This window comes from Paenibacillus sp. JZ16 (assembly GCF_015326965.1).
Taxonomy (GTDB): Bacteria; Bacillota; Bacilli; order Paenibacillales; family Paenibacillaceae; genus Paenibacillus_AQ.
On the sequence record NZ_CP017659.1, the window covers coordinates 5365569 to 5391516 of the forward strand.

Here is a 25948-nt window from a genome sequence, read left to right on the forward strand (position 1 = left end):
AGGACCGGAAATGTTGGCATTATGCCCTGTGGCTTCATTTGGAGAGCGCTTACAATAGGGGGGGTCACTTGCGCAGTGAACGAAAACCAAGGAGGTATCATGATGACTGAAATTGCGAAAGGAGTTTGGTTCAGGATGTTTCTATGCGTATCGATGCTTGCGTTATCGTTTGGCTTTTCGGGTAACGGCTCCGCCGAGGCGGCGCCTGCTTTTGCAAAAGGAGCGGACATCAGCTGGGTTCCCGGTATGGAAGCTCAAGGATATAAGTGGAAGGACAAGACAGGGGTTCAGCGCGATATTCTGGACATTCTGAAGAACGATTACCAGATCAATTCCGCCCGGATTCGAGTCTGGGTCAATCCCAATATGAATGATTACATGAACGGCTATCTGAATGCGGAAAAAGCCGCCGAGCTGGCCCAGCGTGCCAAGAATAAAGGCATGAGCATTATGCTTACGCTGCATTACAGCGATTCCTGGGCGGACCCGGGACAGCAGTACAAGCCGTATGCCTGGCGTAATTTTACCTTTCAGCAGCTGATGGATGCGGTCTATTCCCATACCGTCTATGTGATGAACACCATGAAGAACAAAGGCGTGACGCTGGATTGGGTACAGGTCGGCAACGAAACCAACAACGGGATGCTGTGGGAGGACGGCAAAGCCTCGGCGAACATGAAGAATTACGCCTGGCTCGTCAATACGGGGCATAATGCAGTGAAGTCCGTCAGCAGCCAGACCAAGACGATCGTTCATTTATCGAATGGCTACGACAATGAATTGTTCAAGTGGAACATTGGCGGCTTGATCAGCAACGGCGCGAACTTTGATATTATCGGCATGTCGCTGTACCCGGAAGCAGGCGATTGGTCATCGAAGGTCGATCAAACGATTGCCAATGCCAAAGACATGACCGCCAGATATGGGAAAAGCATCATGATCAGCGAAATCGGCATGGATTACAATCAGCCCGCGGCAGCCAAGAGCTTTATCCAGAGCATTAAGACCAAGGTAAGAGGCTTAGCGGGAGGTACGGGGCTGGGCGTGTTCTACTGGGAGCCTGAAGCAGCGCCGGGATACAATGCGGGATACAACAAGGGAGCCTGGCAGGCGGACGGGAAGCCGACTATTGCCTTGGAAGGCTTTAAAGACTGAGTGTATTTAACAAGAAGAACCCTGATTCCAAGAAGGAGAAAGGGTTCTTCTCTTTGTTTGTCAGCTCTACTGGCGCACGATTTGTACCTGTTCCGCATGTTTCCCCATTTTACTCAGAAGCCCAATGAGTTGATGTTTCTCTTCCTCATCCAATCCACCCAGGGCATGCTCGATGTGTCGTTCATGCAGGGGGTATAGCTTCTGCATTAATTGCTCTCCGGGCGGAGTCAGCTCGGCGTAAATGACTCTTCTGTCCTCGGGACAGGGTTTGCGGCGCACATAACCTTTTTCAACGAGCTTATCAACTACATAGGTTACGTTTCCGCTCTGCAGGAGCAGCTGTGCCCCGATCTGCTGGATGGGCTGGCGGCCTTTATAGAACAGTACTTCCATTACGGCAAATGAAGTTGGATTAAAGCCTTCGATTTTACTGTTATTCACGACATGTTCGTTGACGCTCTTGAATGACTTGGCAAACACCCGATACAGGTGCATAGCAAGCTGTGTATCGCGTTCATGTGACACCTTCATACATTCTCCCGCCTTTGATATGGACTCATGTCCTGAATTACTTCAAATCTAAGATTACGCTGAAATGAGTAAATTCAACATGTGATTTGTCACAATCCGGCCGAAACATTTTCATTCTCCGCTCGTATCAACTACACCTCCAGCTCGATAAGCCGGAATCAGAGGGATTTAAATGAATGTTTTGCTAAATGCAACGAATCTTTGTCCATCTGCGTAATACTGAGATAAGGATTAACGGATGGGGTGTTAGGATGCATAAGATTCAAGAGAATGAATGGGGTACCGAACCGGTACTGAAGGTGGATATTCAGCAGGCGGGTTACGAACCAGGCCGCCCGCGCATACGGGATATATCGTTTCAAGTGGCACCCGGCGAACTGCTGGGGTTGATCGGTCCGAATGGAGCCGGAAAGAGCACAACCATTAAGACGGTGCTGGGGCTGCTTAAAGATAGTAAAGCTGACGTCTTTATTGCAGGTCAGCCTCCCCGATATGCTTACGTTCCCGAGCAGCCGGTGTTTTATGAGGATTTGACGCTGTGGGAGCATTTGGATTTGGCGGCTGCTGCATTTGGAATGGATGATGAACATTTCGAGAGACAGGCCGATCAGCTTCTCCGTCAGTTTGGAATGGAGCCGGTGCGCAATGAACTGCCGGGAGGCTTCTCCAAAGGAATGAAGCAGAAGATGATGCTGATGATCGGATTTCTCTCCAAGCCGGACGTCTATATTGTAGATGAACCGTTTATTGGATTGGATCCCCGAGCCACCCGAGATTTCTTGAATCTGCTGCTTGAGGAGAGAAGTCGTGGAGCCGGCGTATTGATGTCCACCCATGTGCTGGATACTGCAGAGAAAATTTGCGATCGCTTTGTGCTCATATCCGCAGGCCGGATTGCCTCGGAGGGCACGTTGGATCAAATCCGCCAGGCCGCTGATCTTCCCGGCGCATCGTTGTTTGATTGTTTCGATGCGCTGACATGAGGGAGGGAATGGACATGGATCGATCTTATCATTTTAGCCATCCGGGCTCCCTCTTTTGGCGAAGGGTGACCGCTCATTGGAAGAATCAACGCGACAATCTGGCAACCGTGGTCGACTGGATCGTAATGCTGTATATCATTGTTCCGGGTCTGCTGCTGGGAGGCGGGCTCTACCGCGAGTTATGGACGAGCCCGCTTCCCGGATGGGCCCAGTTCTTTCCGCTGCAGGCGGTGGTAGGTCTTCTGCTCTTTATGTTCTCAGGCAGAGTGCTGCTGTTCCTGGAAGAGGCTGACGTATTGTTTCTTCGCCAGCAGCGAGGCTGGATGAAGGGGTTAATGATCAGGGGCATGGCATACAGTCATACGGTCTCAGCGATCAAGGGATTGGTCGTTACAGTGCTTGCGCTGCCAATTCTGGTCAGGGAACATGAGATAACCGGCATTGCCCTGCTGACCTTGCTGATGATGACGGCTCTATGCGCCTGGTGCGCGAATTTATTAACCGCTATGATTCGCTCCAGCTATAAAGGCTGGCGGAAACATGGAATGACTTATCTCGTACGCTGGCTCTCATTCGGACTGTTAGCGCTGCTTGTTACATTTTGGCTTGAGTCCTATGCTGTATTGTGGGCAGCTGCCTTGATTCTGCTTATGGTGCTGTTTCTTCTTAGCCGCAAGCGGCTTGCCATGCAAGGAACCTTCATCGCAGATGCGCGTGAGGATGCGAAGACAAGGGTCCAGTTGACGGAGAAGCTGCTCGTTCAAGCCGTCGGCAAACCACCAAGTGTACGAAGCAAGACCTGGTTTATGCGCAAGTCCGGCCGATTGTTCAAAGGTACAGTGGAGAAGAGGTTGGCCGATGCGGGGTTAAAGGCGATTTTGCGCCACCCTGAGAGCTTGTTATTGTACATTCAGATTACGCTGGTCGGCATTCCGGCTGTCTGGCTGCCGCCGCCGATCATCAAAATCATCGTATACCTTGCTCTGGTATTGATGATGTCGTATTGGCTGAATACAAGATGGGCGGTGTTCGCCAAAGCCGAGTTTATGCAGGTGCTCCCGTTTACGAATCAGCAGCATCGTACGGCTGGCGTCCTCGCGGTCCGAACCTTGCTCGCTCTTCCCGCATTTCTTTATTCGCTCGTGGCTGGGCTAACGCTTTTGCAAGGGGGAATGGGATGGCTCGCCGTGCTTGCACTGACTGTGCTGGCAGTCATGGTTGCGCCATCGCTTATGTCTTGGCCGGTCTACAAAGAGGAGAGACACCCACAAGAATAATAAAAAGCGCGCTGGAATGCTCCAAGGGATGGGGCATACAGCGCGCTTTTATTCAAGATATTAGAAAGTATAAACTTCGAAGCTAGTGACTTCCTGATATCGCAAGAAAAACTTCATCTAACTGCGGTCTGTCATCTGTGAAAGTACGTCGATATACGTTTTTCTTATAGATATCAGAAAGTATAAACTTCGAAGCTAGTGACTTCCTGATATCGCAAGAAAAACTTCATCTAACTGCGGTCTGTCATCTGTGAAAGTACGTCGATCGACGTTTTTCTTATAGATATCAGAAAGTATAAACTTCGAAGCTAGTGACTTCCTGATATCGCAAGAAAAACTTCATCTAACTGCGGTCTGTCATCTGTGAAAGTACGTCGATCGACGTTTTTCTTATGATTTACTTACCGCTGCTGCTTCGGCAGCATGCTTGCCTGCCGTATAACCGGTTGCAAAGGCGGCCGTAATATTGTAACCGCCGGTGTATCCGTGAATATCCAGAATTTCACCGCAGAAGAAGAGGCCGGGCATCAGCTTGGATTCCATGCTTTTGGGCTGGATTTCCTTGAGGCTGACGCCGCCGCCTGTCACGAAGGCTTCCTTCAGCGAACGGGTGCCCGACGCGCGGAACGTGAACTTTTTTAGAATCGAGATAAAGGTTGTCAGCGCCGTTTTGGAGATACCGCTGCAGATCATGTCGCTGTCGATGGAGGACTTGGATAGCAGCAGGGGGATCATTCGTTCCGGCAGCATGCCCTTGAGCACGTTTTTGATGCTTTTTCTCGGCTCATCCTCCAGCCGTCCTTTGAGTTCGGCCTCAAGCTCAGCTTGAGAGCGATCGGGGAACATATCGATGGCCATGTCCACATTTACGATATCAAACTTCCGCTGCACCTGGCGGATGAACTGACTGCAGCGCAGCGCGATCGGACCGGACACCCCGAAATGGGTGAACAGCATATCTCCCCGGTGGGCAATCACTTTTTTTCCTTTCGGATTCCAGACGGAGAGCTCCAGATCCCGCAGTGACAAACCTTGCAGCTCTTTAGAGGCAATAAAAGGCTCGGTGGAGACGATAGGCACTTCGGTTGGATACAGCTCCGTGATCGTATGTCCTGCCGCCTCAGCCCAAGGATACCCGTCCCCCGTCGAACCGGTTTGCGGTACAGACTGTCCGCCGGTTGCAATGATCACGCAGGAAGACTTGATCACTTCCCCGGATTTCAGTTCGATCCCGGCCGTTCGGCCGTTCTCATAGAGAACTTTTTTCACCGGACTGTTTGTCCGGATGTCGGTACCGAGCTCCTTCACTTTGCCAATCAAGGCATTCACGACACTGGAGGCTTTATCCGTCACAGGAAACATGCGCCCATTGTCTTCTTCTTTGAGGCGAATGCCAAGGCCCTCGAAAAAAGACATGATATCCTTATTGTTCCAATGCTGAAAAGCACTATATAGAAAACGGCCGTTTCCCGGGATGTTGGCAATCAATTCATCCTGTTCTTTGGCATTCGTCACATTGCATCTTCCGCCGCCCGATATGCCAAGTTTACGGCCTAGTTTATCTCCTTTGTCAATCAGCAGAACGGAAGCTCCTCTTTCCCCTGCCGCAACACAGGACATCAATCCGGAAGGTCCGCCGCCGACGACAATAATATCATATTCAAGCATGTTTGCTCATAGCTCCTTTGGGGGTATATCAATTAATAGATGAATCTTATTATATAGGATTTTTACGAATTATCCCAAACCTCATGAATAGGACATAGGATGTAGTTTACCCGGGCTTCGAAAGAGAAATTACAAGATATTGTAATATGATGTTGCCTATGCTTTAATCAGAAATATTAGATGCGTCGTCCAATTGAGGTGATCGATCACTGTGCTGAGCCTATGGAAAGATATTTTGCTGCAAGTTTTGCTGTCTGGTACACTCATCTTTCATCTGCCGCTTCTCCTCGACAGACATCTAAAGTGCCTGAACAAGAAGAATCCGGATGATCTGCTTCGATTTCGCAAACATATTGTCATTGCATGCGGAATCAGCACTGTATTATGTGTCTTGATCTCGGCCATGAACGATTATTACGTACCGATCAACCTTGGGGTAATTCCGTTATTTTTAGGCATATTATATGGAGGTCGTCGTTCAGGGCTATTTCTTGCAGCTGTGTATATCACAAGCCAAGGGCTGATTAATGGTTGGTCCACGATCGGCCTCATCCTGAATATGCTGGTTCTGGGATATTCGCTATTACCTTGGATCACCTCTAATTTCAGGAAAGGCTCCATGACCGAGAAGATTTGTTGGCTGTGGAGCGCGCTTATTCCGGCCATGCTGATTATTGTAGCCTCCCACGCGATTGAAGGAAAGGTTAAGAATGATGCTCTGAATCCGGATACGATATTGGTGACCATTTTGTATATGCTGATCGGCATTTTTTATTCTGGAATGATTGTGTATTGGATCGAATTAACCAATGAGCGTCTGGGCGCGGGCCAATATGATGTGAAGAACAGAGAGTGGTCATCGTTAACCAAAATGATGGAGATGATTCCTTTAGGGATGGTCGCGGTAGATCGAAGCGGCAATATCATCGCCTTTAATCAACCGCTTATCCGCAGCTTTCGAAACGTGTTTCCTAATCTGTCGACCAAGGATGTGATCGGCAGACCGTTGTTTGACTTATTAGATGGCATGATTCAAAAAGAACATCTGCGCAGTCGGTTTCATAGAGCGATAGATGGAATCGAAAGCACCGGTGAGATTATGCGAAGCGCTACCAGGGTGTATTCCACGGGCATTTATCCGCTTATACATAACGAGAACGGCGACATCTTGGGTGCGGTAGGTATTATGGAAGATATTACGGAGCTGGAGCGGCTTCGGACGGAATTTATTAATGTAGAGCGTTTAAGTTTGGTTGGCCAAATGGCGGCAAGCATTACCCATGAAATTCGCAATCCGATGGCTGTCGTGCGTGGATTCTTGCAGCTGATGCAGGAGAAGAGTCCGGATACGCTGGACCATTATTACCGGATTGTCATGGAGGAGCTCGATCGGGCTAACGGTATCATCAGCGATTTTTTATCCCTCGCCCAAAACCGGGTTGCAGAAAAAGAAGAGTGTCACCTGCATGACATTATACATGAGCTCAGTCCCCTCTTGTGGGCTGACGCGAATTTGCGCGGCCAGAGCATTGAGCTGAAACTCGGAACCGAAATTCCCCATCTGCATCTGAATGCCAAGGAGATGAAACAGCTGATTCTGAACCTGTGCCGAAACGGGATGGAGGCTATGGACGACAAGGGGACGTTGACGATCGAAACCCGGGTCGATGGGGATCAGGTCCTGCTTTATGTTGCGGATACAGGAATCGGCATCTCCGAGAATGAGCTGGAGCGTTTGTTTGAGCCTTTCTTTACGACGAAGAGCAAGGGAACGGGGCTGGGACTTGCCCTGTGCATGAGCATTGTACAGCGTCATCACGGGACCATTGATGTGAAGTCGAGGCTAGGGGAAGGAACGGTTTTCATTATTTCCTTTCCCGTCCACTCTTACCTGCAAAGCTTACCGGAAACCGAGAGCGCTGCCGCTTCCGAATAAACGGATTGGTAATTAGGCATTCTAAGGTAGAGCTTAGGGTAAAGGAGGGATTCGGATGAGTAAAAATGATTCCAAACAACAGGAGCAGCAGGAGCGTGAAAACAAAGAGCGCCGTGGCGAGCCCATCGTTGACAAGAAAAAAGATGGGGTAAACTATCCTGCTACCTAGTTCAAAGAATGAAACAATGAAAGACGGGCGGTATCCTATTTTGTGATGCTGCTCGTTTTGTATTTTCTTGCTTTCACTCTTTAGGATTGTATAATATAGATATCGATGAGCTGTTATAATTCGAACAATCTTGTTTATATAAGGAGTGAAGCAGTTATGGGTATGTCTTTTGACCGATATATGCGCGATATGGTTCAACCGATGCGGGATGAGCTGACTAGCTTGGGAATCAAGGAGCTGACAACGCCTGAAGAGGTGGAGGAAGTGCTTCCGGTAGCGAAAGGTACAACGCTGGTCGTTGTAAACTCCGTATGCGGATGCGCAGCTGGGCAAGCACGTCCTGGTGTAGCTATAGCGCTTGAGAATCAGGTGAAGCCGGATCATTTGTATACCGTGTTCGCCGGACAGGATAAGGAAGCAACGGCGAAAGCCCGCGAGTATTTTGCTCCGTATCCTCCATCCTCCCCATCGATTGCGCTGTTGAAGGACGGAGAATTGGTGCATTTTATTGAGCGTCATCAAGTGGAGAATCGTTCTGCAGAAGAAATCGCGGCGGATTTGACCGACGCATTCAATCGCTACTGCCAATAATCCGGCAGTTACATAGGCCCCGAAGCATTCGGCATATTCCGAAGCCGCGGGGCTTTTGTTATAGGAGCACAGCACTTCATAAAAGAGAGAACATACTGAAAGGAGTCATCTATCATGAGCCTACAAGAACAAATTATCGCCGAACTGGGTGTCAAACCTACCATTAATGTGGAGGAAGAGGTACGCAAGCGCGTTGATTTTCTGAAAACCTATGTGAAGAACTCGGGTACTTCCGGATTGCTGATCGCCATTAGCGGCGGGATTGATTCGGCGGTGGCTGCCGGTCTGTGCAAACGGGCTACTGACGAGCTTACGGAGGAGACCGGTAAGGAATACAAGACACTAGGGGTGTTCCAGCCATACGGCGAGCAGGCTGATATTTCCGACAGCTACGCCACGGCGAAGGCCTTCGATTTGAAATATACCGTCGAGACCAATATCGAGGAAGCCGTGAACGAGGTTGCACTGGAGGTAGAGCATGGCCTGAAGAATATCGGTGTTCATAAGCATATGAGCATTCCCGGCAAAGGCAATGTGAAAGCAAGGGTGCGTATGGTGGTACAATATGCGCTGGCATTCGAACAGAATTTGATCGTGGTCGGCACGGATCATGCTTCCGAGGCGATTACCGGCTTCTATACCAAGTGGGGCGATGGAGCAGTGGACATTACGCCGCTGAGTTCCCTGAACAAGCGTCAGGTTCGGATGCTCGCATCCTATTTGGGGGTTCCGCAATCGATTCTGGACAAAGCGCCTTCTGCCGGCCTTTGGGAAGGTCAGACAGACGAGAAAGAGCTCGGAATCAGCTACGAGGATAACAGCGATTATCTGGAAGGCAAGACGATCAATCCTGATGTTCAGCAGAAGCTCGAGAGCTATTACAATAAAACCGCGCACAAGCGCAATACGATTCCAGGCATCTAACATACGAATACCCAGCAAATAGCCTTCCGGAGAAATACCCTCCGGAAGGCTATTTAATTAGCGAGGCACTAGGTTAGGTATACATGATGTTGTAGGTTGGTTTGAGAACGCCGTTGGCATATTGCTTCATATCGACCAGTTCGAGTCTTAGCCGGGGTTTGACACTGCCGAACAACGGAACGCCGTCACCAACTATTACCGGGTTGACCTTTAATACAAGCTGATCGATCAGTTGATGCTGAAGCAGGCTTCCTGCCAATTCCCCGCCGCCGCACAGCCAGAGCTTACCGTCTGTCCGTTGTTTGAGATTATGGATGTACGGGATGGCGTCCTCCTTGACTAACTCAACTTCATCATTGGATTCGAATTCTAATGACCGTGAGAATATATAATGTTTGAGTCCTTTGTAACCAGGTTCACCCGGCTTAGCCCCCATCTTAAATCCAAACTCATAGGTTTTACCGCCCATCAGCACAGCCTCAAACTCCTGAATCTCTGCCAAGAAGTCCGGAACATGCTCCCCATCGAATAAAAAGAGAGTGCGGTCGATCCTCCCATCCATCATGGCTTGATCTGCGATAAAATAGTCAAGCGAAACGGCAACGTGATAAATCAATGAGCCCATAATATGTTTCCCCCTCAATCATGCTATTTTGTACAGTCTATATGGATAAAATTTGAAACACAACAATTTTATTTAATTCATGTTGTTGTAACACTGTTGGTCTCGCGTTGAGGTACATCGACTGATACAATAAGTAGGAGTATATTTTTTTGGACAGGAAGACTGGATCCATGAAGGAGAGCGGACGATTGTGATCTACGGAATCGGACATGACGTGCTGGACATGAAGCGAATGGAGATGTTAATGACAGGCCCGCATGGAGAGAGGTTCATGCAGCGCGTGCTTACGCAGGGCGAGCAGGTCATTGCCGCCGGCAAGGGGGCGAAACGCACGGAGTTTGTTGCCGGGCGCTTTGCTGCCAAAGAGGCGATATCCAAAGCCTTTGGCTCCGGAATCGGGGGTGTAATCGGGTTTCGTGACATCGAAGTGCTGCCGGGTTCTCTTGGCAGGCCTGAGGCACGTTTATCCCAGGAAGCCTGGGACCGCCTTGGAATGGAGGAGTCCGCCCATTATGCGATTCATTTGACGATTTCGCATCAGGCCACGCTGGCTTCCGCTTTTGCCGTGGTTGAGAAGATTTAAGTAAGGATAACGAAGGAGATTACTTATAGATGTATAACAAGGAACACAAACAATACTTCAGCCACGAGCTGCTGGATTGGTATGAGATCAACAAAAGGGATTTGCCATGGCGCAGGCACCGCGATCCCTACTATATATGGGTATCTGAAATTATGCTGCAGCAGACCCGGGTGGACACGGTAATTCCTTACTTCCACCGGTTTATCGAACGGTTTCCAACGATTCAGTCGCTTGCGGATGCGCCGGAAGACGATGTATTGAAATGCTGGGAGGGCCTCGGCTATTATTCCCGGGCACGCAACCTTCAGGCTGCCGCCAGGCAGGTGACAGAGCAGTATGGTGGCGTTATGCCGAGCGGCAAAGAAGAAGTGTCGGGACTTAAAGGCATTGGTCCATATACCTCGGGTGCCATTCGCAGCATCGCATTTAACATTCCTGCCGCAGCAGTGGACAGTAACGTCATGCGTGTGCTGTCACGCTATTTTTTGATTGAAGAAGATATTATGAAGGTGAAAACCCGGACCAAGATGGAGGATCTGGTGCTGACGCTGGTTCCGGACGGGCGAGCATCGGATTTCACTCAGGCGCTGATGGAACTGGGGGCGTTGATCTGTACGCCGAAGTCTCCTAAATGTCTGGTATGTCCGGTGATGGAGCATTGTACAGCGCGGTTTGAGGGCAAAGAGGAGTCCCTTCCTATTAAGACGAAGGCCAAGCCGCCGCGTCCTGAATACCGCCTTACGGCGATTGTAGAGGGCACCGGCGTGCACGAAGGGAAGATTCTGATCCGTAAGCGTCCATCCACCGGTTTATTGGCAGGGATGTGGGAGCTGCCGCATGTAATTGTATCGACCGAAGGGAGCGGCGTACCGGCCGCGATGTCGGAGGAGACAACGATGAACCGATTGAGGGATGCCCTACTGGAAGAAGGGGTTCCGGTTCTGCCGATCGGCCATGTGATGGACGCTGAGCATACCTTTAGCCATATTCAATGGAATATGGGCGTGTACCGCTGTAAGTGGCACGAGGTTCCGCCGGCAGCCCTGCAAGCAGCAGAGAGTGCAGCGGCTTATGAGACAGGGGAGGAGAACTTTCGCTGGATTCACGTTCATGACATGGAACGTTACGCATTTCCGAATGTGTTCATTCGGATTCTGAACTCGTATTTCTCATCTTGAAGCCGAAAATCCCTTTGGAATGTAACAGCATGATATTGATATAAAAAGGCTGCTTTCGCGGTAGACAGGGTCTACAGCGGAAAGCAGCCTTTTTGGTATGATATCGGTTTTTAGTTAAGCGATATTATTTCGCGTTATCGTAACGTTTGCCGACTTCTTCCCAGTTTACTACATTCCAGAATGCGGAAATGTAATCAGGGCGTTTGTTTTGATACTTCAGGTAGTAAGCATGCTCCCAAACGTCCAGGCCGAGGAGAGGAGTTTGACCTTCCATGATCGGGCTGTCTTGGTTTGGTGTGCTGGTTACTGCCAGTTTGCCGTCTTTAACAACGAGCCAAGCCCAGCCGCTGCCAAAACGAGTTGTAGCCGCTTTTGCGAAATCTTCTTTGAATTTATCGAAGCCGCCGAGCTCGCTGTTGATGGCATCAGCCAATGCGCCAGTCGGTTGTCCGCCGCCGTTTGGTCCGATAACTTCCCAGAACAGGGAGTGGTTAGCATGGCCGCCGCCGTTGTTGCGAACCGCTGTGCGGATGCTTTCCGGTACAGCGTCAAGGTTAGCGATCAGATCCTCAAGGGATTTGCCTTGAAGCTCAGGAGCGTTCTCAAGAGCAGCGTTCAAGTTGGTTACGTAGGTATTATGGTGGCGATCATGGTGGATCTCCATCGTCTGTGCGTCGATATGAGGCTCGAGCGCGTCGTTTGCGTAAGGAAGTGCTGGTAATTGAAATGCCATAGTAAAAACCTCCTGTAAATTTAGTTTTTGGTTATGATGAAAGGGTCTTCCTTCATCAGGAAGTCTTTATCATCCCGGAACAACGTAATATGTAATCCGGCTACACTACATATATTAAACCGTTTTGGGTGATTAAATCAACTTTTATGTTTGAAAAGTCGACAGAGGGCTAATTTCTTGCACGATGGAACGTTGTTTCAGCGCAATGAATATTAATGGAAAACTTTTCTTTGAAATTTGTCGTTATATATATAGTCTTGAACAAATCTATGATTAAACGTCGATATACAAGGGATATGTCGAGGTAGAAAGGGGTCGGTACATAACATGAATAGTACAAAGCTCAGAGTGGCTGCCATTCTGATGGCTGCCATTCTGGCTGCGGCACCGCAAGTGGAAGCTGCAGCATCTAAGACGCAGCCATCGCAAATCACGAAGTCGACTGCGCAGAAGGGTGCAGCGCTCGCCTGGAGCGTGAAACTTGGCAACAACGTCACGGCAAAGCTTGACCATGCCGACATATGGCAGCAAACCGGCACGAATGTGGCGGTATTTACACTGACTTATAAAAACGGAGGGAAAAGCGCAGCGCGCCTGGTATCTTATTTTCCCAAGGTGGTGCTTCCCGGCGGTTCCGTGACGGCAGCCAATCCCATTTCCAAGGATCTTACCAAGAAGAAGGTAGAACCCGGTCAAAGCCTGAGTGTAACCTACTATGCGAAGACCGATAGCAGCTCCTTGTCCGGCATGAAGCTGGTGATGGACGTATGGAATCCGCAGGTCAAAGGCTACCTGCAGCGTGTCGGAACGTACAGGATGCCGGCCAACTATTCAGCAGCCGTACCATCCGGTTCGAGCTCCAAGCTGCAACTTGGCGGCAGTCCGGTTACCGTACAGGCTGAATCACTGGAGATCATCAAGTACGACGGGAAGGTCATCGCCAAAGTCGGGATGTATATGACGAACCATGGCGGAAAGGTATGGAATGACCGCGGGTTCGAACCGTATTTGGTGACGGGAAGTGGCAGTTCATTCCTTCTGCGTCATGAGGCAGGAGCCGAGGGTGTGCCTGTTCAGCCGAAAGAAAAGAAACTGGTTTATTACATAACAGAAGTTCCCTCCTATCTTAAAACGACCGGTTTGCGTTTCTTGTGGACCGAAAACGATGAAACGCTGAAGCTGTCGTTGCCGGTCGCATCCTTCAAGCTGCCTGCGGCAACAGCACCAAAGTGGGATGTCGCGGCTGGCGCGGCCAAGAAGTTGACCATCAAGGGCATTCCGGTCGATGCCAGAATCCGCCAGGCTTCGCTGCGCGCCGCCGGGGGACAGGGCATATGGAATATCGAGATGGCCTTCAAGAACAAAGGGAAAAAATCGGTGGAAATTCCGGCCTACGAGTATGCGATTAAAGCATCCGAAGGCTCCTTCCATCCTTACACTCCGGATAACAAGGCGGGTTTGACACTCCGTCCCGGGGAAGAGAAAACGATGGTGATGGAAATAACACTTCCGCTTGATCTCAAGCAGGACCGGTTGAAGCTGCAAATGATCGGGGCACCTGGCCCTGTCAGCTCATCCAATCCGCCGGCGAGCTCGGGTGAACCGGGCAGTGAGACGACCACCGAGGTCCAGGAGTCATTGACCCTGCCGATTGCATATTTTGCCATCCCTTACCAAACGGAACGCAAATCATCGATCGGCGTGGAGTACGACGCGCAGACGGCCAAAGGATTTGCGTACACGCTGGAATCCATGCAGCGTCTGCCATGGCAGGATCAGGATCTGATCGTTGCGAAGCTGCGTCTGCGGAATACCCAGGAATCCAAATCGCTGCCGCTGCCTGAGCTTAAAGTAAACGTCACAGCGGACGAAAAAACGACGCTGGCCGGTTCGGAGGTTATTGCGGAGGAGCAGGGTTCCCTGATTCCCCCGGGGTCATCAACCGAGGTATATGTCATGGCGCGAATCCCTTATACCAAGGATATCCGTTCGCTCCGCTTCGAGCTGTTTACGCAGCAGGATACAGCCAAAACGTCGTTCCTTACCATGACCACGTCCGGCATGACGCAGTCGATCAGCACCTTGGAGAAAGGGAAGCCGTATACGGTTACCGCGATTGGTAAGCGCGCAGAGGCGCAGGAACGGCGGACGGTCATCTATGAAGGCGTGGACTCCGATATTGTCTATTCCGAGTTCTTGCTGACCAGCAATGAACAGCGCCGCGTTCAAGCAGCAGTGCTGAAGGGGTATTTCCAAAGCACGGATGGCAAGATCTACGAAGCGGAAACCATTCAGCCGGAAGCCTCGCTTCAGCCGGGATCCAAGCAGTCGATCGTCTTTTGGGCCAGAGTGCCGAAGGGGGCTGCAAGCGAACTGGGGCTTGCTCTGGGTACGGCAATGACCGGAAGCAAGCTTGCGGAGACGGGTAAAGACGCTACCGGTGTCATGGGCGTGAAAAAATTGATGCTGAATCCGATCAGACCAGCCGTAAGCTCCGGACTGACGAACCTCGATTGGTATCCTTACCACGTTTCGGTTACGAAAGCGGTAGGACATCTGCAGGAGGGCAGTTCTTCCATTCCGCTGAATATCACGTTTGATGTAAAACGCAGCGAGAGCATCGTTGCGGCGGACTCCGGCCACAAGTTGATTTTAATCATCAAAGACAGCCTCGGACAGACACAAGAGCGTACGCTCACGCCAGGTACCGATATCCAGGTGCCGGGCACCCGGTCGGTGTCGATGGAGCTGTCGGATGAGCAATACAAAAAACTTCGCGGCGGTTGGTTTAACTTAACCCTGGTGGACGAATTCCAGAATGAGCGGATCACGCTGGGCAGCCAAAGCTACAATTTGATATTCACGCCTACTGCAGTTCCTGACGAGGAGAGTTAAATTAAGAACCGGAAAGGAATAGCGAACATGTTGCGTTTGGAAAATGTATCGCACAGCTTTAAGAACGGTAACGAAGTGTTAAAGGTGCTCCATAATATCCAGTTCGAAGTCCAGAAGGGGGAGATGATTGCCCTGCTCGGCAGTTCCGGGTCGGGCAAGTCCACGCTGCTCAACTTAATGGCAGGACTGATGAAGCCGACGGAAGGCCATATTTATATTGCCGATCAGGATATTGTCAAATACGGGGAAAACAAGCTTGCTGTCTTCCGGCGCAAGCATATCGGATTTATTTTTCAGGCCTATGAGCTGATCCCGACGCTCACGGTTCGGGAGAACGTGGAGCTTCCACTGGTCTTTCAATCCGTTTCTTCGTCCAAGCGCCGCAAGAAAGCGATGGAGCTGCTGGAGATGACGGGGATCGGCGATAAGGCTTCACTGTACCCGTCCCAGTTGTCAGGCGGACAGCAGCAGCGCGTCAGTATTGCGCGCTCGTTGATTACCGAGCCTTCCGTAATTTTTGCGGACGAGCCGACGGGCAACCTGGACACCAAGACGGAAGAAGAAATTATCCGAATTATGATGGCGCTGAATGAGTCCATGAAAACGACGTTTGTCATCGTTACCCATGAGATGGAAGTCGCTGCTCAAATGAAAAAAACGATTATGCTCCGTGACGGTTATTTGGTTCAGCCGGAGGACTATACAACGCCAGCAGCAGGACAACGGGGGCCAAACGCCCCTTCGTCCCTGTCTGGGGTCCCGGTTCATGCGGAGGAGGCAGGTGAGGTCAGCTGATAATTTTAGACAGCATACGGCTGGCATGGGGACAGATCAAACGCCGTAAAGTGGTGACAGCCCTGTGCATGACTGGTATTTCGATTGGATGCGCGGCTATTATCGTAGCGATCAGCATTGGCAACGGCGCCCAAAATTATTTGGAGACGGAAATTATAGGCGGCATGAAGCTTGACGAAATTACGGTGACTCCGCAGGGCTCAAGCGGGCAAGGGGAAGGCAGCGGCCCCGCGGTCGGAGCAGACCGTGGATTGCTGACAGATGATAAGGTTCAGGTGATTCAGGGCTTTGATCATGTCAAATCCGTTATAGCCACTAAGCAGCTCGGGTATTTTAGAGCCATTTCGTCCGACAACCTGATCAACGACGGCTTCAACGTGGTGGCCGTGGACCTGTCAAAGCTCAAAGAGCAGGGTAACAGGTTCAAGGAAGGCGGCCCGCTTGATCAGATCGGTGCTATGGTGCTCAATTACGGGGCAACAACCGGATGGAAGGATGCAGAGACGAGCGAAAGATTGATGAATATGATCAATACCGATCCCAACAATCCGAAGATATGGGAAGAATATCAGATGTATGAGAGCACCGTATCGGAAATGAACGGTAAAAATATTCAGCTGGAGCAGATGGACGGTGACAAGAAACAGCTTAGCCCGCAGCTTTATGTTGGAGGCGTGCTGGACGTGCCTACAGGGAGAGATGCCCAGTTTGCGATCTACGATCGTCAGGCCTATATTTCCTTTGATACGGCGGAATGGCTAACAAATAGTTTAAAACTGCAAAATGGGACAGCTTCGAAACAGCGGGTATACGATAGCCTAACCGTCAAAGTGGATGATCTGCAGCATATTAAACCGCTCGAGGAATTGATCTCAAAGCTTGCGCTTAATGCGAGCGACAATCTGGCTATGCGTGATCAGGTCGCTTCCCAATTGGATACATTCAAAGCGATCGCTCTCGGCATCGGCGTATTTATCCTGTTATTGGCCTCGATATCGATCATCGTAGCGATGACGATGTCTACGCATCAGCGCCGCAGACAAATCGGCATCATGAAGGTTCTGGGGGCGAATATGCCGCAAATCCGCAACATGTTCATCGTAGAAGCCAGCCTGCTCGGTTTGCTTGGCGGATTGCTTGGCATCGTATTCGCATTTTTGATCATCAAGGGACTAAATTCATTCATTATGGCTTCGGCGGGCATGTCTGGGCTGCAAATTGCGGTTACGCTGGAGACGCTGCCGATCGGCATTGCATTCGCCGTGATGACCGGAATCTTCTCGGGGATCTATCCGGCGATCAGTGCAGCAAGAACGAACGCACTTCTGGCCATCAAGCGGGATTAGGATAATGAGTTTCGGAAAGGAAGCTAAATCGGTATGATAAAAAAAATCATAAAATGGACGGTTATCGTTGCCGTGCTGGGCTTGGTGGGATATTGGGGATATGGACAGGTGAAACCGAAAGAACCCGAGATTCCCATGATGGAAGAGCCGCAGGTCATCTCATTTCCCGTAACCGAGGAAAGCATCGTCTCGACCGTGCAGGTCAAGGGAACGTCCGAATACGGGCGGGAGACCAATGTGTACGCACCTTTTGAAGCGAAAGTGGAGTCTTGGAACGTAGAGAACGGCCAGCAGATCAAGAAAGGCGATGCGCTTTTTAAATTGGAGCAAACGGCCATTCGCCAGCAGCTTCAGCAGAAGGAAGCCGAGCTGCAGAAGCGGAAGCTGGAGCAGGAGCTGAAGGAGTTCACGTTAAATCAAGACCTCGATAACGCCCCGGCGTTAGGAACGGAGGCCGAGCGCCTTAAAATGCTGGCAGACCAGGAAAATGCTCGGCTGAGCAGTCAGCTGGACGAGGTTACCAACGATATTGAACGCCAGACGCTGGCCGACTTGAATGACAGGCTGAAGAAAGCTACATACCTATCACCTGCAACAGGCCTGTTTCTGTTCGATCCGACGCAGCAGCGGCCGCAATCGGTGACGGCGAACCAGTATATCGGCAAAATCGTCGACCTGGATTCTCTTCGATTAGTGGCATATGTCGGGGAAAACGATATATTCAGCATTAAGCAGGACATGGCGGTTGAAGTAAAGCTGCCGTCCATCAAGGATCTAAAGCTGAAGGGAAAGGTGCTGGAAGTGGCCAAATTTGCCGAGACGACGGCTCAGGAGAAGCAAACCTCCCAGACGCCACAGTTTAAGGTGATCATCTCGCTGCCGAAGGAAGATCGTTTGATCGGCGGGCTGACGCTGAACGGAGATATTGTAACCAAACGAAAAGATAAGGCGGTTGTGGTTCCTAAACTTGCCGTTATGACGGACGGAGGCACCTCCTACGTCATGGTGGACAAGGGAGGCGGCCAGATTGAACGGCAGGATATCGAGACCGGCTTGCAGACGCTGGATAAAGTCGAGGTTGTGTCAGGGCTGAAAGTGGGCGACACCGTCGTTCTCCAGTAAATATCATGAACGAAAACACAGCGTTGCTCAAAGGCATATAGCCTAGAGAACGCTGTTGTTTTTTTTACTTGCCTATATCAACGGCAGGACTGGGAAAGTCCGGTTATTTTATTAAAATATAGATCTCAATCAGAAAGAAAAGGATTGGAAATTCATGGGTGTGATTTTAACAGTGAGCTAATGGTTTAACAGCAGGAAACAAACCTGTTATTCAACAAAAATATGGAATATTATCCAGCTAAAAAGATGAAAACGCTTCATATAAAGCGCTTTCAGAAGAAAACTCGTGAATTTACGAGAAAGATGTGGTTTAATGGACAAGGAAAGAGGATTTTCGGGTTTTTTGTAGTAATATAAATGTCAGGTTTGCGTTAACGGAATACTAGATTTTTGTAAACCGGGTAAACCGCATCATGCTAACGAAAAGGGAGATTTTGAAATGCATGTTCGTTCCTTTCAGTTGAGTGACTGTAACCCCGTAACCGAGCTTCTGCAGATTGCTTTATCGGAAGAATGCTACGAAAACACGATGGAGCCCTTCTCCAGACAGCTTGCTTGGGACTCCGATCTGATTATGGTGGCTGAAGAAAACGGTGAAATCGTTGGTGCCTTAATCGGTACGATCGAACGCAATCATGGTTGTTATTACCGCATTGCCATTCATCCCGACTACCGCAGAAAAGGGATTGGCAAAGCATTGATTTCGGCAATGGAACAGCGTTTTCAATCACGGAAAGTCAGTCGGATCATGGTAGCCGGAGACGAGCACAACGCCGCAGCCATGCCATTTTATGAAGCTATGGGATACGGTGCCAGCCAAATCCTGCGGTCGTTCCAGAAGCTCAGTATCCTTGGTCAATAGTAGTCATGACGAGAGCGGTACATACGAGCGGGCGCAAACGGCGGCCTTAAGCTTCGACAGAGATAAGAAACGACATTTTTTCGATATGAAGCATATCTTTCAGCCGTTGCAAATGGGTGGGAGATATGCTTTTCTATTAATGTACCTTTTTTGAAGGTGCCGCCTTTGATACCCGAAGGCGAAATCGAAGTAAAGTAGGTGTAGCATGGGACAAGTGATTTCTCCGGATTCAACTGAGCAGGGCGAGAACAACGGACCTCAGAATCAACCTGGCAAGAAGAACAGCTGGGCTGCCGAGCTTTGGGATTGGGTAAAGACGATTGCGATTGCATTTGTTATTATGGTGCTTCTAAATATGTTTGTGTTCAACCTTTCTATGGTTAAAGGTGAATCTATGCAGCCGACACTGGTAGCATCGGAGCGGCTGTTTATTAATAAAGTGGTATATCGCTTTGCCGAACCGAGCCATGGCGATGTCATTGTGCTTAAGGACCCGAGCGATGGCCCGGATAAGAAGGAGTTTCTTGTAAAGCGTGTCGTTGGCGTACCTGGGGACACCATTGAGGTAAAGGACCAGAAGCTGTACGTAAACGGAGTTGCACAGCAGGAAGGATATACCGATGTCCCGATCGAGGACCCGGGCTTTGAGCCCATAACCCTGGAAGAGGGCCGCTACTTCGTTATGGGAGATAACCGCCATCTTGGAAAGAGCAAGGACAGCCGCATGTTCGGCAGCGTGAAGGAAAGCGACATCGTGGGCAGGGCTGAATTTATTTTCTGGCCGTTGTCCGAGATCAAAAAGCTGTAGCTGAAAAGACAGAACATCATCCCAGGAAAGGAGGCGCTGGAGAATGACCTACACACTCGGCTCGTATGCTCCTCCGCCTTCGGTATGGGAGGAGCTTAAGCAGGAGCTTAAGACCGTTGCACCGGAGCTTGGCATTGATGATATCGGCTTTGCTTCGGCGGAGCCGTTCGAATCCTTGAAGGGAATATTGCAAAACCATCGGGATAAAGGGTATGAGTCGGGCTTTGAGGAGTCCGATCTGGATAAGCGGGTTACTCCGGCCCTTCCCGGTACGAAGCCGAAGTCCCTGATCGCCATTGCAATAACGTACCACTCCAAGATGGAGAACCCGCCTAAATCAGAGCCTGGCAAGTACAGGGGGATTATGGCGCGGTCTGCATGGGGAAGGGATTATCATCAGGTTCTCCGCGAGGCCATGAGCCGCCTGGAGGAATACATTAAAGAACGCGTGCCGGATGCGAAGCTTGAAAGTATGGTGGACACGGGCGCGCTTGTTGACCGGGCGGTTTCGCAGCGAGCGGGGATTGGTTTTAGCGCTAAGAACTGCGCCATCATCTCTCCGAAGTTCGGTTCCTGGATATTCCTCGGCGAAATGGTAACCAATATTCCGTTTCCGCCGGATACGCCGGTAACCGAGGACTGCGGGGAGTGCACCAAGTGCATTGACGCTTGCCCAACCGGCGCGCTTGTCGGTCCCGGGCAGCTGAATGCCCAGCGCTGCGTTTCTTTTCTAACCCAGACCAAAGGGTTTCTGGACGAAGAAGCCATGCGCAAGATCGGTAACCGGCTGTACGGCTGTGATACCTGTCAAATTGTTTGTCCGAAGAACCGGGGCAAGAATTGGACTCATCAAGAGGACTTTAAGCCCGATCCTGAAAAAGCCAAGCCGCTGCTCCTGCCCATCCTGGATATGACCAACCGGGAATTCAAGGAGGCATTTGGAGATACTTCGGCCGCTTGGCGCGGCCGAAAGCCGATTCAGCGCAATGCTGTCATCGCGCTTGGCAACTTTAAAGATATTTCAGCCGTACCGAAGCTGAGCGAGGTACTGCTGAAAGACCCGCGTCCGGAGCTGCGGGGAACCGCTGCATGGGCTCTGGGCCGTATTGGAGGCGAAGAAGCGTTGAACAACTTAGAGAAAAGCATGAAATCAGAAGGGGATTCCCAAGTACGAGATATGCTGCAGCAAGCCTTGAATAAACTGAATACACCGAGTGAGAAAGAAGCGCCTGCCGGAGCTGCGGCTGATGCTTCTTCCGCTGGCACTCCTGCTGCGGGTTCCTCTAATGGGGACAAACCGGAACAGGAGAGTCCTGTTATTCAGGGAGTTGAGCCGATGGCCATCCCTGAAGGAGGACCGGAAATGCTGTATTACGATGAACTTCAATCTCCGATTGGACCGCTGACGGTCTGCGCAACGGAGAAGGGATTATGTCTTATTGAATTTGGCAGCTTCTATGTGAAGGAAGCGGTCATCCAGCAGTGGTCACGGACCTGGGCCGGTAACGGCGGCTACCAGCGTGACGAGGCAAGGTTAGCTCCTGCGATCACGCAGTTGAAGCAGTATTTTGCAGGGGAGCTAAAGGCGTTCGACGTACAGCTGGACATGCGCGGAACCTCATTCCAATTGCAGGTGTGGGAAGCGCTGAAGTCCATTCCTTATGGAACGGTGTGTTCCTATAAGGATGTAGCCGAAACCATCGGGCGTCCTAAAGCGGTTCGTGCCGTAGGCGGAGCGAACAACAAGAACCCGGTCCCGATCATCGTGCCATGTCATCGTGTGGTAGGTGCTGACGGAGCTCTCATCGGATATGCCGGCGGGCCGGAGATCAAACGCACTCTGTTAACAATTGAAGGAGCTATGCCAGGCCGAAAAGGGTCGTAAAGGATACAATATGCATGACTAGGGCCGCTCGCTGCCATGTATCCGTTATTTTCATTTGCTGTGGCGAAAAGGACATGCTATGATAGGTTCGTATATGCGCCATTAAATGGTAAATATTAGTATAGTAGAAGGTGGTCAAGTGATGGATATAGTCATTCCGATTATTACATTGATCGTGGGTCTGGTTGGCGGATTTTTTATCGGCGTATTCTATCTCCGCAAGCAATTGGAGAAGATGCAGAACGATCCGCAAATGCTGCAGAAGATGGCAAAACAAATGGGCTATAACATGAACAGCAAGCAAATGCAGCGCGCACAGCAAATGATGAAAAATCAGCCTATGCCGGGTAAAGGGCAAGGCCGTAAACGCAAATCATAATGAAAAAAAGCCCGCTCCCGTCTAAATGAAATGACGGAGGGGCATTTCTATTTAAAAAGGCCGCTAACAGCGGCTATAAGTTAACCGTTTGCTTTTTCTATGGAACGAAAAAGGGGGATGTACCGTGGCGGGTGTAAAGGATTATGTGAACAATAAAGTAGGCGATAACCGGGAGCAGATCGAGTATCATGTAGAGCAAATATTGAAACTGATCGGTGAAGATCCCCAGCGTGAGGGACTCCTTGAGACACCGGCCCGTGTAACGCGGATGTATGAGGAGATCTTTGCGGGATACGAAGTGGATCCCAAGGATGTCCTCGGGGTTACCTTTGACGAGAATCATGAGGAATTGGTTATCGTGAAGGATATCGTATATTACAGCCAGTGCGAGCATCATATGGCGCCGTTCTTTGGCAAAGTCCATATCGGTTATGTCCCTAGCGGCAAAATCGCCGGTTTGAGCAAGCTGGCGCGTCTGGTAGAGGCGGTTACCCGCCGTCTTCAGGTGCAGGAGCGCATCACCTCGCAGATCGCTGACATTATGGTGGAGGCGCTGCAGCCAAACGGCGTGATGGTCGTTGTGGAAGGCGAGCATCTGTGCATGTGCGCGCGCGGTGTGAAGAAGCCGGGCAGCAAAACGGTCACGTCAGCTGTACGCGGTACCTTCCAGAGTGATTCTGCACAGCGTTCAGAATTTCTGTCTTTGATTAAAGACTAAGCAGGAACCAGACAATTGCAAAAGGCTTCGCCCACGGAGGCGAAGCCTTTTTTTGTGCTCAGCAACGAATGTGAGCTCATATGTTAATCGATGCAAGGCAAGGGCTTCTTAAGAGGCCCCATCCACTTGTTTCATATACTGCACATATTGGATGAGTGCTTGTTTTTGCTCCTCGATATCCCGGATGCGGCGGGACATCTCCATGAAGAAGGTTTCAATCTGATCGCGCAGCACATTGGCGGATTGTCCCTTCCAATCCTGCAGACGGGCGTACATGACCCGTGCCTCCTGTTCGTCGGCCCGAATGGCTGCCAGCAGTCCTGATAGCTCGCGTTCGGCCTGAAGCAAATCATCCAGCTCCAGCAGAATCTCTCGACTCATCTCCATCCCTCCCGGTAGTTTCGTATTGATGTTTACCCGCTGTTGTCTGTCCGTTCAAATAAATCCGCTTTGAATTTAATATACTGAACGATGTCGGTGGTATGCTGCAGATGCCATTGACTCATCGACATGATGGATGTATCCAGCTGCTGGACAATCGGCTGCAGACGTCTGCTGTGGCTGGAGAACATGTATTTGGAGAGACGCTGCCGGATTCCTTGGATTTCGGCATCACTTTGATGGGCGTGTGCTCTCCATTTCTCGGCTACGCTTCGCAGCTCGGCAGGGGTTACCTGGATGGTACCGGAGGAGCCTCCTGCGGAGCCGCCCAGGGCTCCCAGCGAGCCGCCCAAACCTAAGCCCAAATTGCTCAGCGGTCCGCCAAGACCAAACAAGAGATTGCCGTGAGAAGGGATTCTGGGCGAATCGACGGCTTTATCGGTAGAGCCGTCATAAAGACGGTTCGAAATGTAGCCATCCTCGAATCGATAGCGGTCAAGCTGATGATAATTGGGGCCGCCCAGTGTATTATCAATTTTTTCTTTTAAACTGAGACCGTCATTGGCGTCTTTATAACTGGAGTCTATGTAATAGGTAGAACCGACATGGCCATCGAAGCCGCCGAGCGCGCCGCTGGCAATAATGTCGCCTGGATGGGCGAAATTAATGATTTGGGAATCGAATTCCCCGTTCTCTGCCTTTCTTCTGGCTTCAGGGGAGAGGCTACCGATGACCGACGGAGCACTGAAGGTGACAGCCGACATGCCCGTATAGGCGGCAGCATATTGCGCGTTGGCTCCCCCTAGGGAGTGACCCGTGAGGGTGAAATCAACACCCTTGTATTTCTCCTTCATTTCCAGCGCATAATCCTCGGCTTGATACAACTGGTTGGTTCCCAATATATCCGTTTTTTTATCGATCTGCCGCGATTGTTCACCGAACCAATCCGTGACATCGTTAATCCCCGTGGCTTCTTTGACTTTGTCTACATGGTCCGCCCAAGGTGGCCGAAATTCCGGGATTTTTCTTTTGATCTCTTCAATACCAATGTCCGCATCGGCCAAATAATCGGGGAGAGCATGGGATAAGTCTTTCCCTGCCTCGGTGCCCCGGTAAGCGATAACGGCCTGATTCGTTTCCTTGTTGTAAAAAGTTACCGCATCAAAGCCTGATATGCTGTTGCTCTTATAGTCCTCAAGGACTTCCCACCCAGGCAAGTCCTCAACGGTATCTTCTTTTTTCAGATCGAGATAAGCCGCTTCTGACATCAATCGGTACGTCTCGTCATCCACTTGCGGTGAACTCAAATATACTCCCTCCTTAACATGACTCAGCAGGATCAGAACCTTTAGTTACAGCCAAAAGGCAGCACAACCCATCACTCGCCCTTAATCGCTTTTCTGAGCTCCGGGTTCATTACGAAATTAGATGTCTCGCCTGTGTTGAAATCAACGGATATTTTAAAGGTTTGTTCCGGATGATCTACTACAAACCCTTCAAGGTTGACCTTGTCCGCTACAATAGAAGGCATCATCTCTTCTTTGGTAATCTCGACATCCAAGTTGTATTTCTCTTTAAAATGCTCAACGGCTGTGGTCTTAGCCTTCGTTATGACTTCGTCCGAGCTGTCGTCTGTATTGGCTTGGTTATTGTTCACTGGCTGGCATCCTCCAACAATTAAAATGATAAGCACAAAAGCAAAAATGAAAACACGTGATTTGAACCTACTGTTCACACTGACCCATCCCTTCAGTGGTGATGTTCTGCTCTTACAGGCATGCTGAATCTTGCAGTACTAGTTTGGAACGCAGCGTTTCTCTTCGTTTCGCCTTAGGCAATGTAGAAGTGGCGCACCAAGCTTACTGTCATATCATAATCCAGCATATGGTAGCGTTCAACCGAATAAATAACCAGATATGTAGTAAAAAAGACCTAACAATAGGCTCGGGTTATTCCTTAGTTTTAATAATCTTGTCCAATTCTGGACTCATGACCAAGTGCCCGGTTTCAAGGGTCTTGTAGTTTACAGATAAATTGAAAGTCTGATCGGGATGCCCTATGACAAAACCTCCAACATCAATTTCATCGGCGACATATGTAGGTAATTTATTTTGGCTCGTTATTTGGACCTCCAGATCGTACGTTTCCTTAAAGTATTGAATCGCAGCATTGCTTGCTGCAACGATGGATTCATTGCCATGGCGATTGTCATTGTTGATGGAAGACGGATGGCCGCATCCTACGGATACAAAAAAAAGGATGAGTAAGGTAAGCAATCCCGACCCCTTTATCCAATGTGCTCCAGTGTACAGAGAATCACCCCTTTGAATAAGGATAAAGCCCTCCTTAAACTCCATAATGAAGTAAGGAGGGCTATAGACATCATACCCAATATTAACCAATG

At 50.1% G+C, this 25948-nt stretch carries 25 protein-coding genes; 17 read left to right on the top strand and 8 right to left on the bottom strand.

The annotated features are described in order from the left end of the window. The first annotated feature begins 135 nt into the window (after positions 1–135). Positions 136–1155: a glycoside hydrolase family 53 protein gene (locus BJP58_RS24140; protein ID WP_233355160.1), complete on the top strand. Its 1020-nt coding sequence runs from the start codon at positions 136–138 to the stop codon at positions 1153–1155. 66 nt (positions 1156–1221) lie between these two features. Here the strand turns inward: BJP58_RS24140 and BJP58_RS24145 are convergent, their stop codons facing one another. Then, positions 1222–1686 carry a MarR family winged helix-turn-helix transcriptional regulator gene (locus BJP58_RS24145; RefSeq protein ID WP_194540890.1) on the bottom strand — a complete coding sequence of 155 codons (465 nt, stop codon included), beginning with the start codon at positions 1684–1686 and terminating at the stop codon, positions 1222–1224. Positions 1687–1937: 251 nt separating this feature from the next. Here BJP58_RS24145 and BJP58_RS24150 point away from each other — a divergent pair, with 251 nt between their 5' ends. Further along, a complete protein-coding gene (locus BJP58_RS24150; RefSeq protein WP_194540891.1) occupies positions 1938–2669 on the top strand; it encodes an ABC transporter ATP-binding protein in 732 nt (243 codons plus the stop codon). 14 nt (positions 2670–2683) lie between these two features. Beyond that, positions 2684–3946 (top strand): ABC transporter permease, encoded by a 1263-nt coding sequence (locus BJP58_RS24155; RefSeq protein WP_194540892.1) that lies wholly within the window; start codon positions 2684–2686, stop codon positions 3944–3946. A 390-nt stretch (positions 3947–4336) separates the two neighbouring features. Here the strand turns inward: BJP58_RS24155 and BJP58_RS24160 are convergent, their stop codons facing one another. Next, entirely contained in the window at positions 4337–5614 is a 1278-nt protein-coding gene (locus BJP58_RS24160) for a BaiN/RdsA family NAD(P)/FAD-dependent oxidoreductase (protein ID WP_194540893.1), read from the bottom strand. Between the two features lie 211 nt (positions 5615–5825). On the opposite strand from BJP58_RS24160, the gene BJP58_RS24165 reads away from it, so the two are divergent. From BJP58_RS24165 to nadE, 3 genes are all read left to right on the top strand, one after another. Continuing rightward, on the top strand, positions 5826–7550 hold the full coding sequence (locus BJP58_RS24165) for a two-component system sensor histidine kinase NtrB (RefSeq protein WP_194540894.1): 1725 nt from the start codon (positions 5826–5828) through the stop codon (positions 7548–7550). Between the two features lie 325 nt (positions 7551–7875). Continuing rightward, a complete protein-coding gene (locus tag BJP58_RS24170) occupies positions 7876–8310 on the top strand; it encodes a BrxA/BrxB family bacilliredoxin (RefSeq protein ID WP_194540895.1) in 435 nt (144 codons plus the stop codon). Positions 8311–8424: 114 nt separating this feature from the next. Further along, positions 8425–9234: an ammonia-dependent NAD(+) synthetase gene (gene nadE, locus BJP58_RS24175; protein WP_071220892.1), complete on the top strand. Its 810-nt coding sequence runs from the start codon at positions 8425–8427 to the stop codon at positions 9232–9234. A gap of 73 nt (positions 9235–9307) precedes the next feature. Here the strand turns inward: nadE and BJP58_RS24180 are convergent, their stop codons facing one another. Next, positions 9308–9859, bottom strand: a complete 552-nt coding sequence (locus BJP58_RS24180; RefSeq protein WP_194540896.1) for a dihydrofolate reductase family protein — start codon at positions 9857–9859, stop codon at positions 9308–9310. 190 nt (positions 9860–10049) lie between these two features. Here BJP58_RS24180 and acpS point away from each other — a divergent pair, with 190 nt between their 5' ends. Further along, positions 10050–10442, top strand: a complete 393-nt coding sequence (acpS, locus tag BJP58_RS24185) for a holo-ACP synthase (RefSeq protein WP_194540897.1) — start codon at positions 10050–10052, stop codon at positions 10440–10442. A 29-nt stretch (positions 10443–10471) separates the two neighbouring features. Then, complete coding sequence (mutY, locus tag BJP58_RS24190; protein ID WP_194540898.1) at positions 10472–11620, top strand: A/G-specific adenine glycosylase; 1149 nt, start codon at positions 10472–10474, stop codon at positions 11618–11620. 124 nt (positions 11621–11744) lie between these two features. Here the strand turns inward: mutY and BJP58_RS24195 are convergent, their stop codons facing one another. Continuing rightward, on the bottom strand, positions 11745–12353 hold the full coding sequence (locus BJP58_RS24195; protein ID WP_100540176.1) for a superoxide dismutase: 609 nt from the start codon (positions 12351–12353) through the stop codon (positions 11745–11747). A gap of 327 nt (positions 12354–12680) precedes the next feature. Here BJP58_RS24195 and BJP58_RS24200 point away from each other — a divergent pair, with 327 nt between their 5' ends. The 9 genes from BJP58_RS24200 (at position 12681) to folE (ending at position 23163) form a co-directional block, all read left to right on the top strand. Next, the gene (locus BJP58_RS24200) at positions 12681–15248 is read left to right on the top strand and encodes a hypothetical protein (RefSeq protein WP_194540899.1); all 2568 of its coding nucleotides are present in this window, start codon (positions 12681–12683) and stop codon (positions 15246–15248) included. A gap of 27 nt (positions 15249–15275) precedes the next feature. Beyond that, entirely contained in the window at positions 15276–16043 is a 768-nt protein-coding gene (locus tag BJP58_RS24205) for an ABC transporter ATP-binding protein (protein ID WP_194540900.1), read from the top strand. Positions 16044–16111: 68 nt separating this feature from the next. Then, complete coding sequence (locus BJP58_RS24210) at positions 16112–17389, top strand: ABC transporter permease (protein ID WP_233354744.1); 1278 nt, start codon at positions 16112–16114, stop codon at positions 17387–17389. Positions 17390–17422: 33 nt separating this feature from the next. Then, positions 17423–18511: an efflux RND transporter periplasmic adaptor subunit gene (locus BJP58_RS24215; RefSeq protein WP_194540902.1), complete on the top strand. Its 1089-nt coding sequence runs from the start codon at positions 17423–17425 to the stop codon at positions 18509–18511. 439 nt (positions 18512–18950) lie between these two features. Then, on the top strand, positions 18951–19373 hold the full coding sequence (locus tag BJP58_RS24220) for a GNAT family N-acetyltransferase (protein ID WP_012819018.1): 423 nt from the start codon (positions 18951–18953) through the stop codon (positions 19371–19373). 205 nt (positions 19374–19578) lie between these two features. Continuing rightward, entirely contained in the window at positions 19579–20181 is a 603-nt protein-coding gene (lepB, locus tag BJP58_RS24225) for a signal peptidase I (protein WP_194540903.1), read from the top strand. A 43-nt stretch (positions 20182–20224) separates the two neighbouring features. Beyond that, positions 20225–22066: a tRNA epoxyqueuosine(34) reductase QueG gene (queG, locus tag BJP58_RS24230; RefSeq protein ID WP_194540904.1), complete on the top strand. Its 1842-nt coding sequence runs from the start codon at positions 20225–20227 to the stop codon at positions 22064–22066. Between the two features lie 142 nt (positions 22067–22208). Beyond that, complete coding sequence (locus tag BJP58_RS24235; RefSeq protein ID WP_009594912.1) at positions 22209–22445, top strand: YneF family protein; 237 nt, start codon at positions 22209–22211, stop codon at positions 22443–22445. A 124-nt stretch (positions 22446–22569) separates the two neighbouring features. Beyond that, a complete protein-coding gene (folE, locus tag BJP58_RS24240) occupies positions 22570–23163 on the top strand; it encodes a GTP cyclohydrolase I FolE (protein WP_071220880.1) in 594 nt (197 codons plus the stop codon). A 108-nt stretch (positions 23164–23271) separates the two neighbouring features. On the opposite strand, the gene BJP58_RS24245 is transcribed toward folE, so the two are convergent. The 4 genes from BJP58_RS24245 to BJP58_RS24260 form a co-directional block, all read right to left on the bottom strand. Next, on the bottom strand, positions 23272–23544 hold the full coding sequence (locus tag BJP58_RS24245) for a hypothetical protein (protein WP_194540905.1): 273 nt from the start codon (positions 23542–23544) through the stop codon (positions 23272–23274). A 32-nt stretch (positions 23545–23576) separates the two neighbouring features. Further along, a complete protein-coding gene (locus BJP58_RS24250; RefSeq protein ID WP_194540906.1) occupies positions 23577–24851 on the bottom strand; it encodes a Tle-like phospholipase domain-containing protein in 1275 nt (424 codons plus the stop codon). 71 nt (positions 24852–24922) lie between these two features. Then, positions 24923–25201 (bottom strand): hypothetical protein, encoded by a 279-nt coding sequence (locus tag BJP58_RS24255; protein WP_071220877.1) that lies wholly within the window; start codon positions 25199–25201, stop codon positions 24923–24925. 292 nt (positions 25202–25493) lie between these two features. Next, positions 25494–25901, bottom strand: a complete 408-nt coding sequence (locus BJP58_RS24260; RefSeq protein WP_194540907.1) for a hypothetical protein — start codon at positions 25899–25901, stop codon at positions 25494–25496. Positions 25902–25948: the final 47 nt, after the last annotated feature.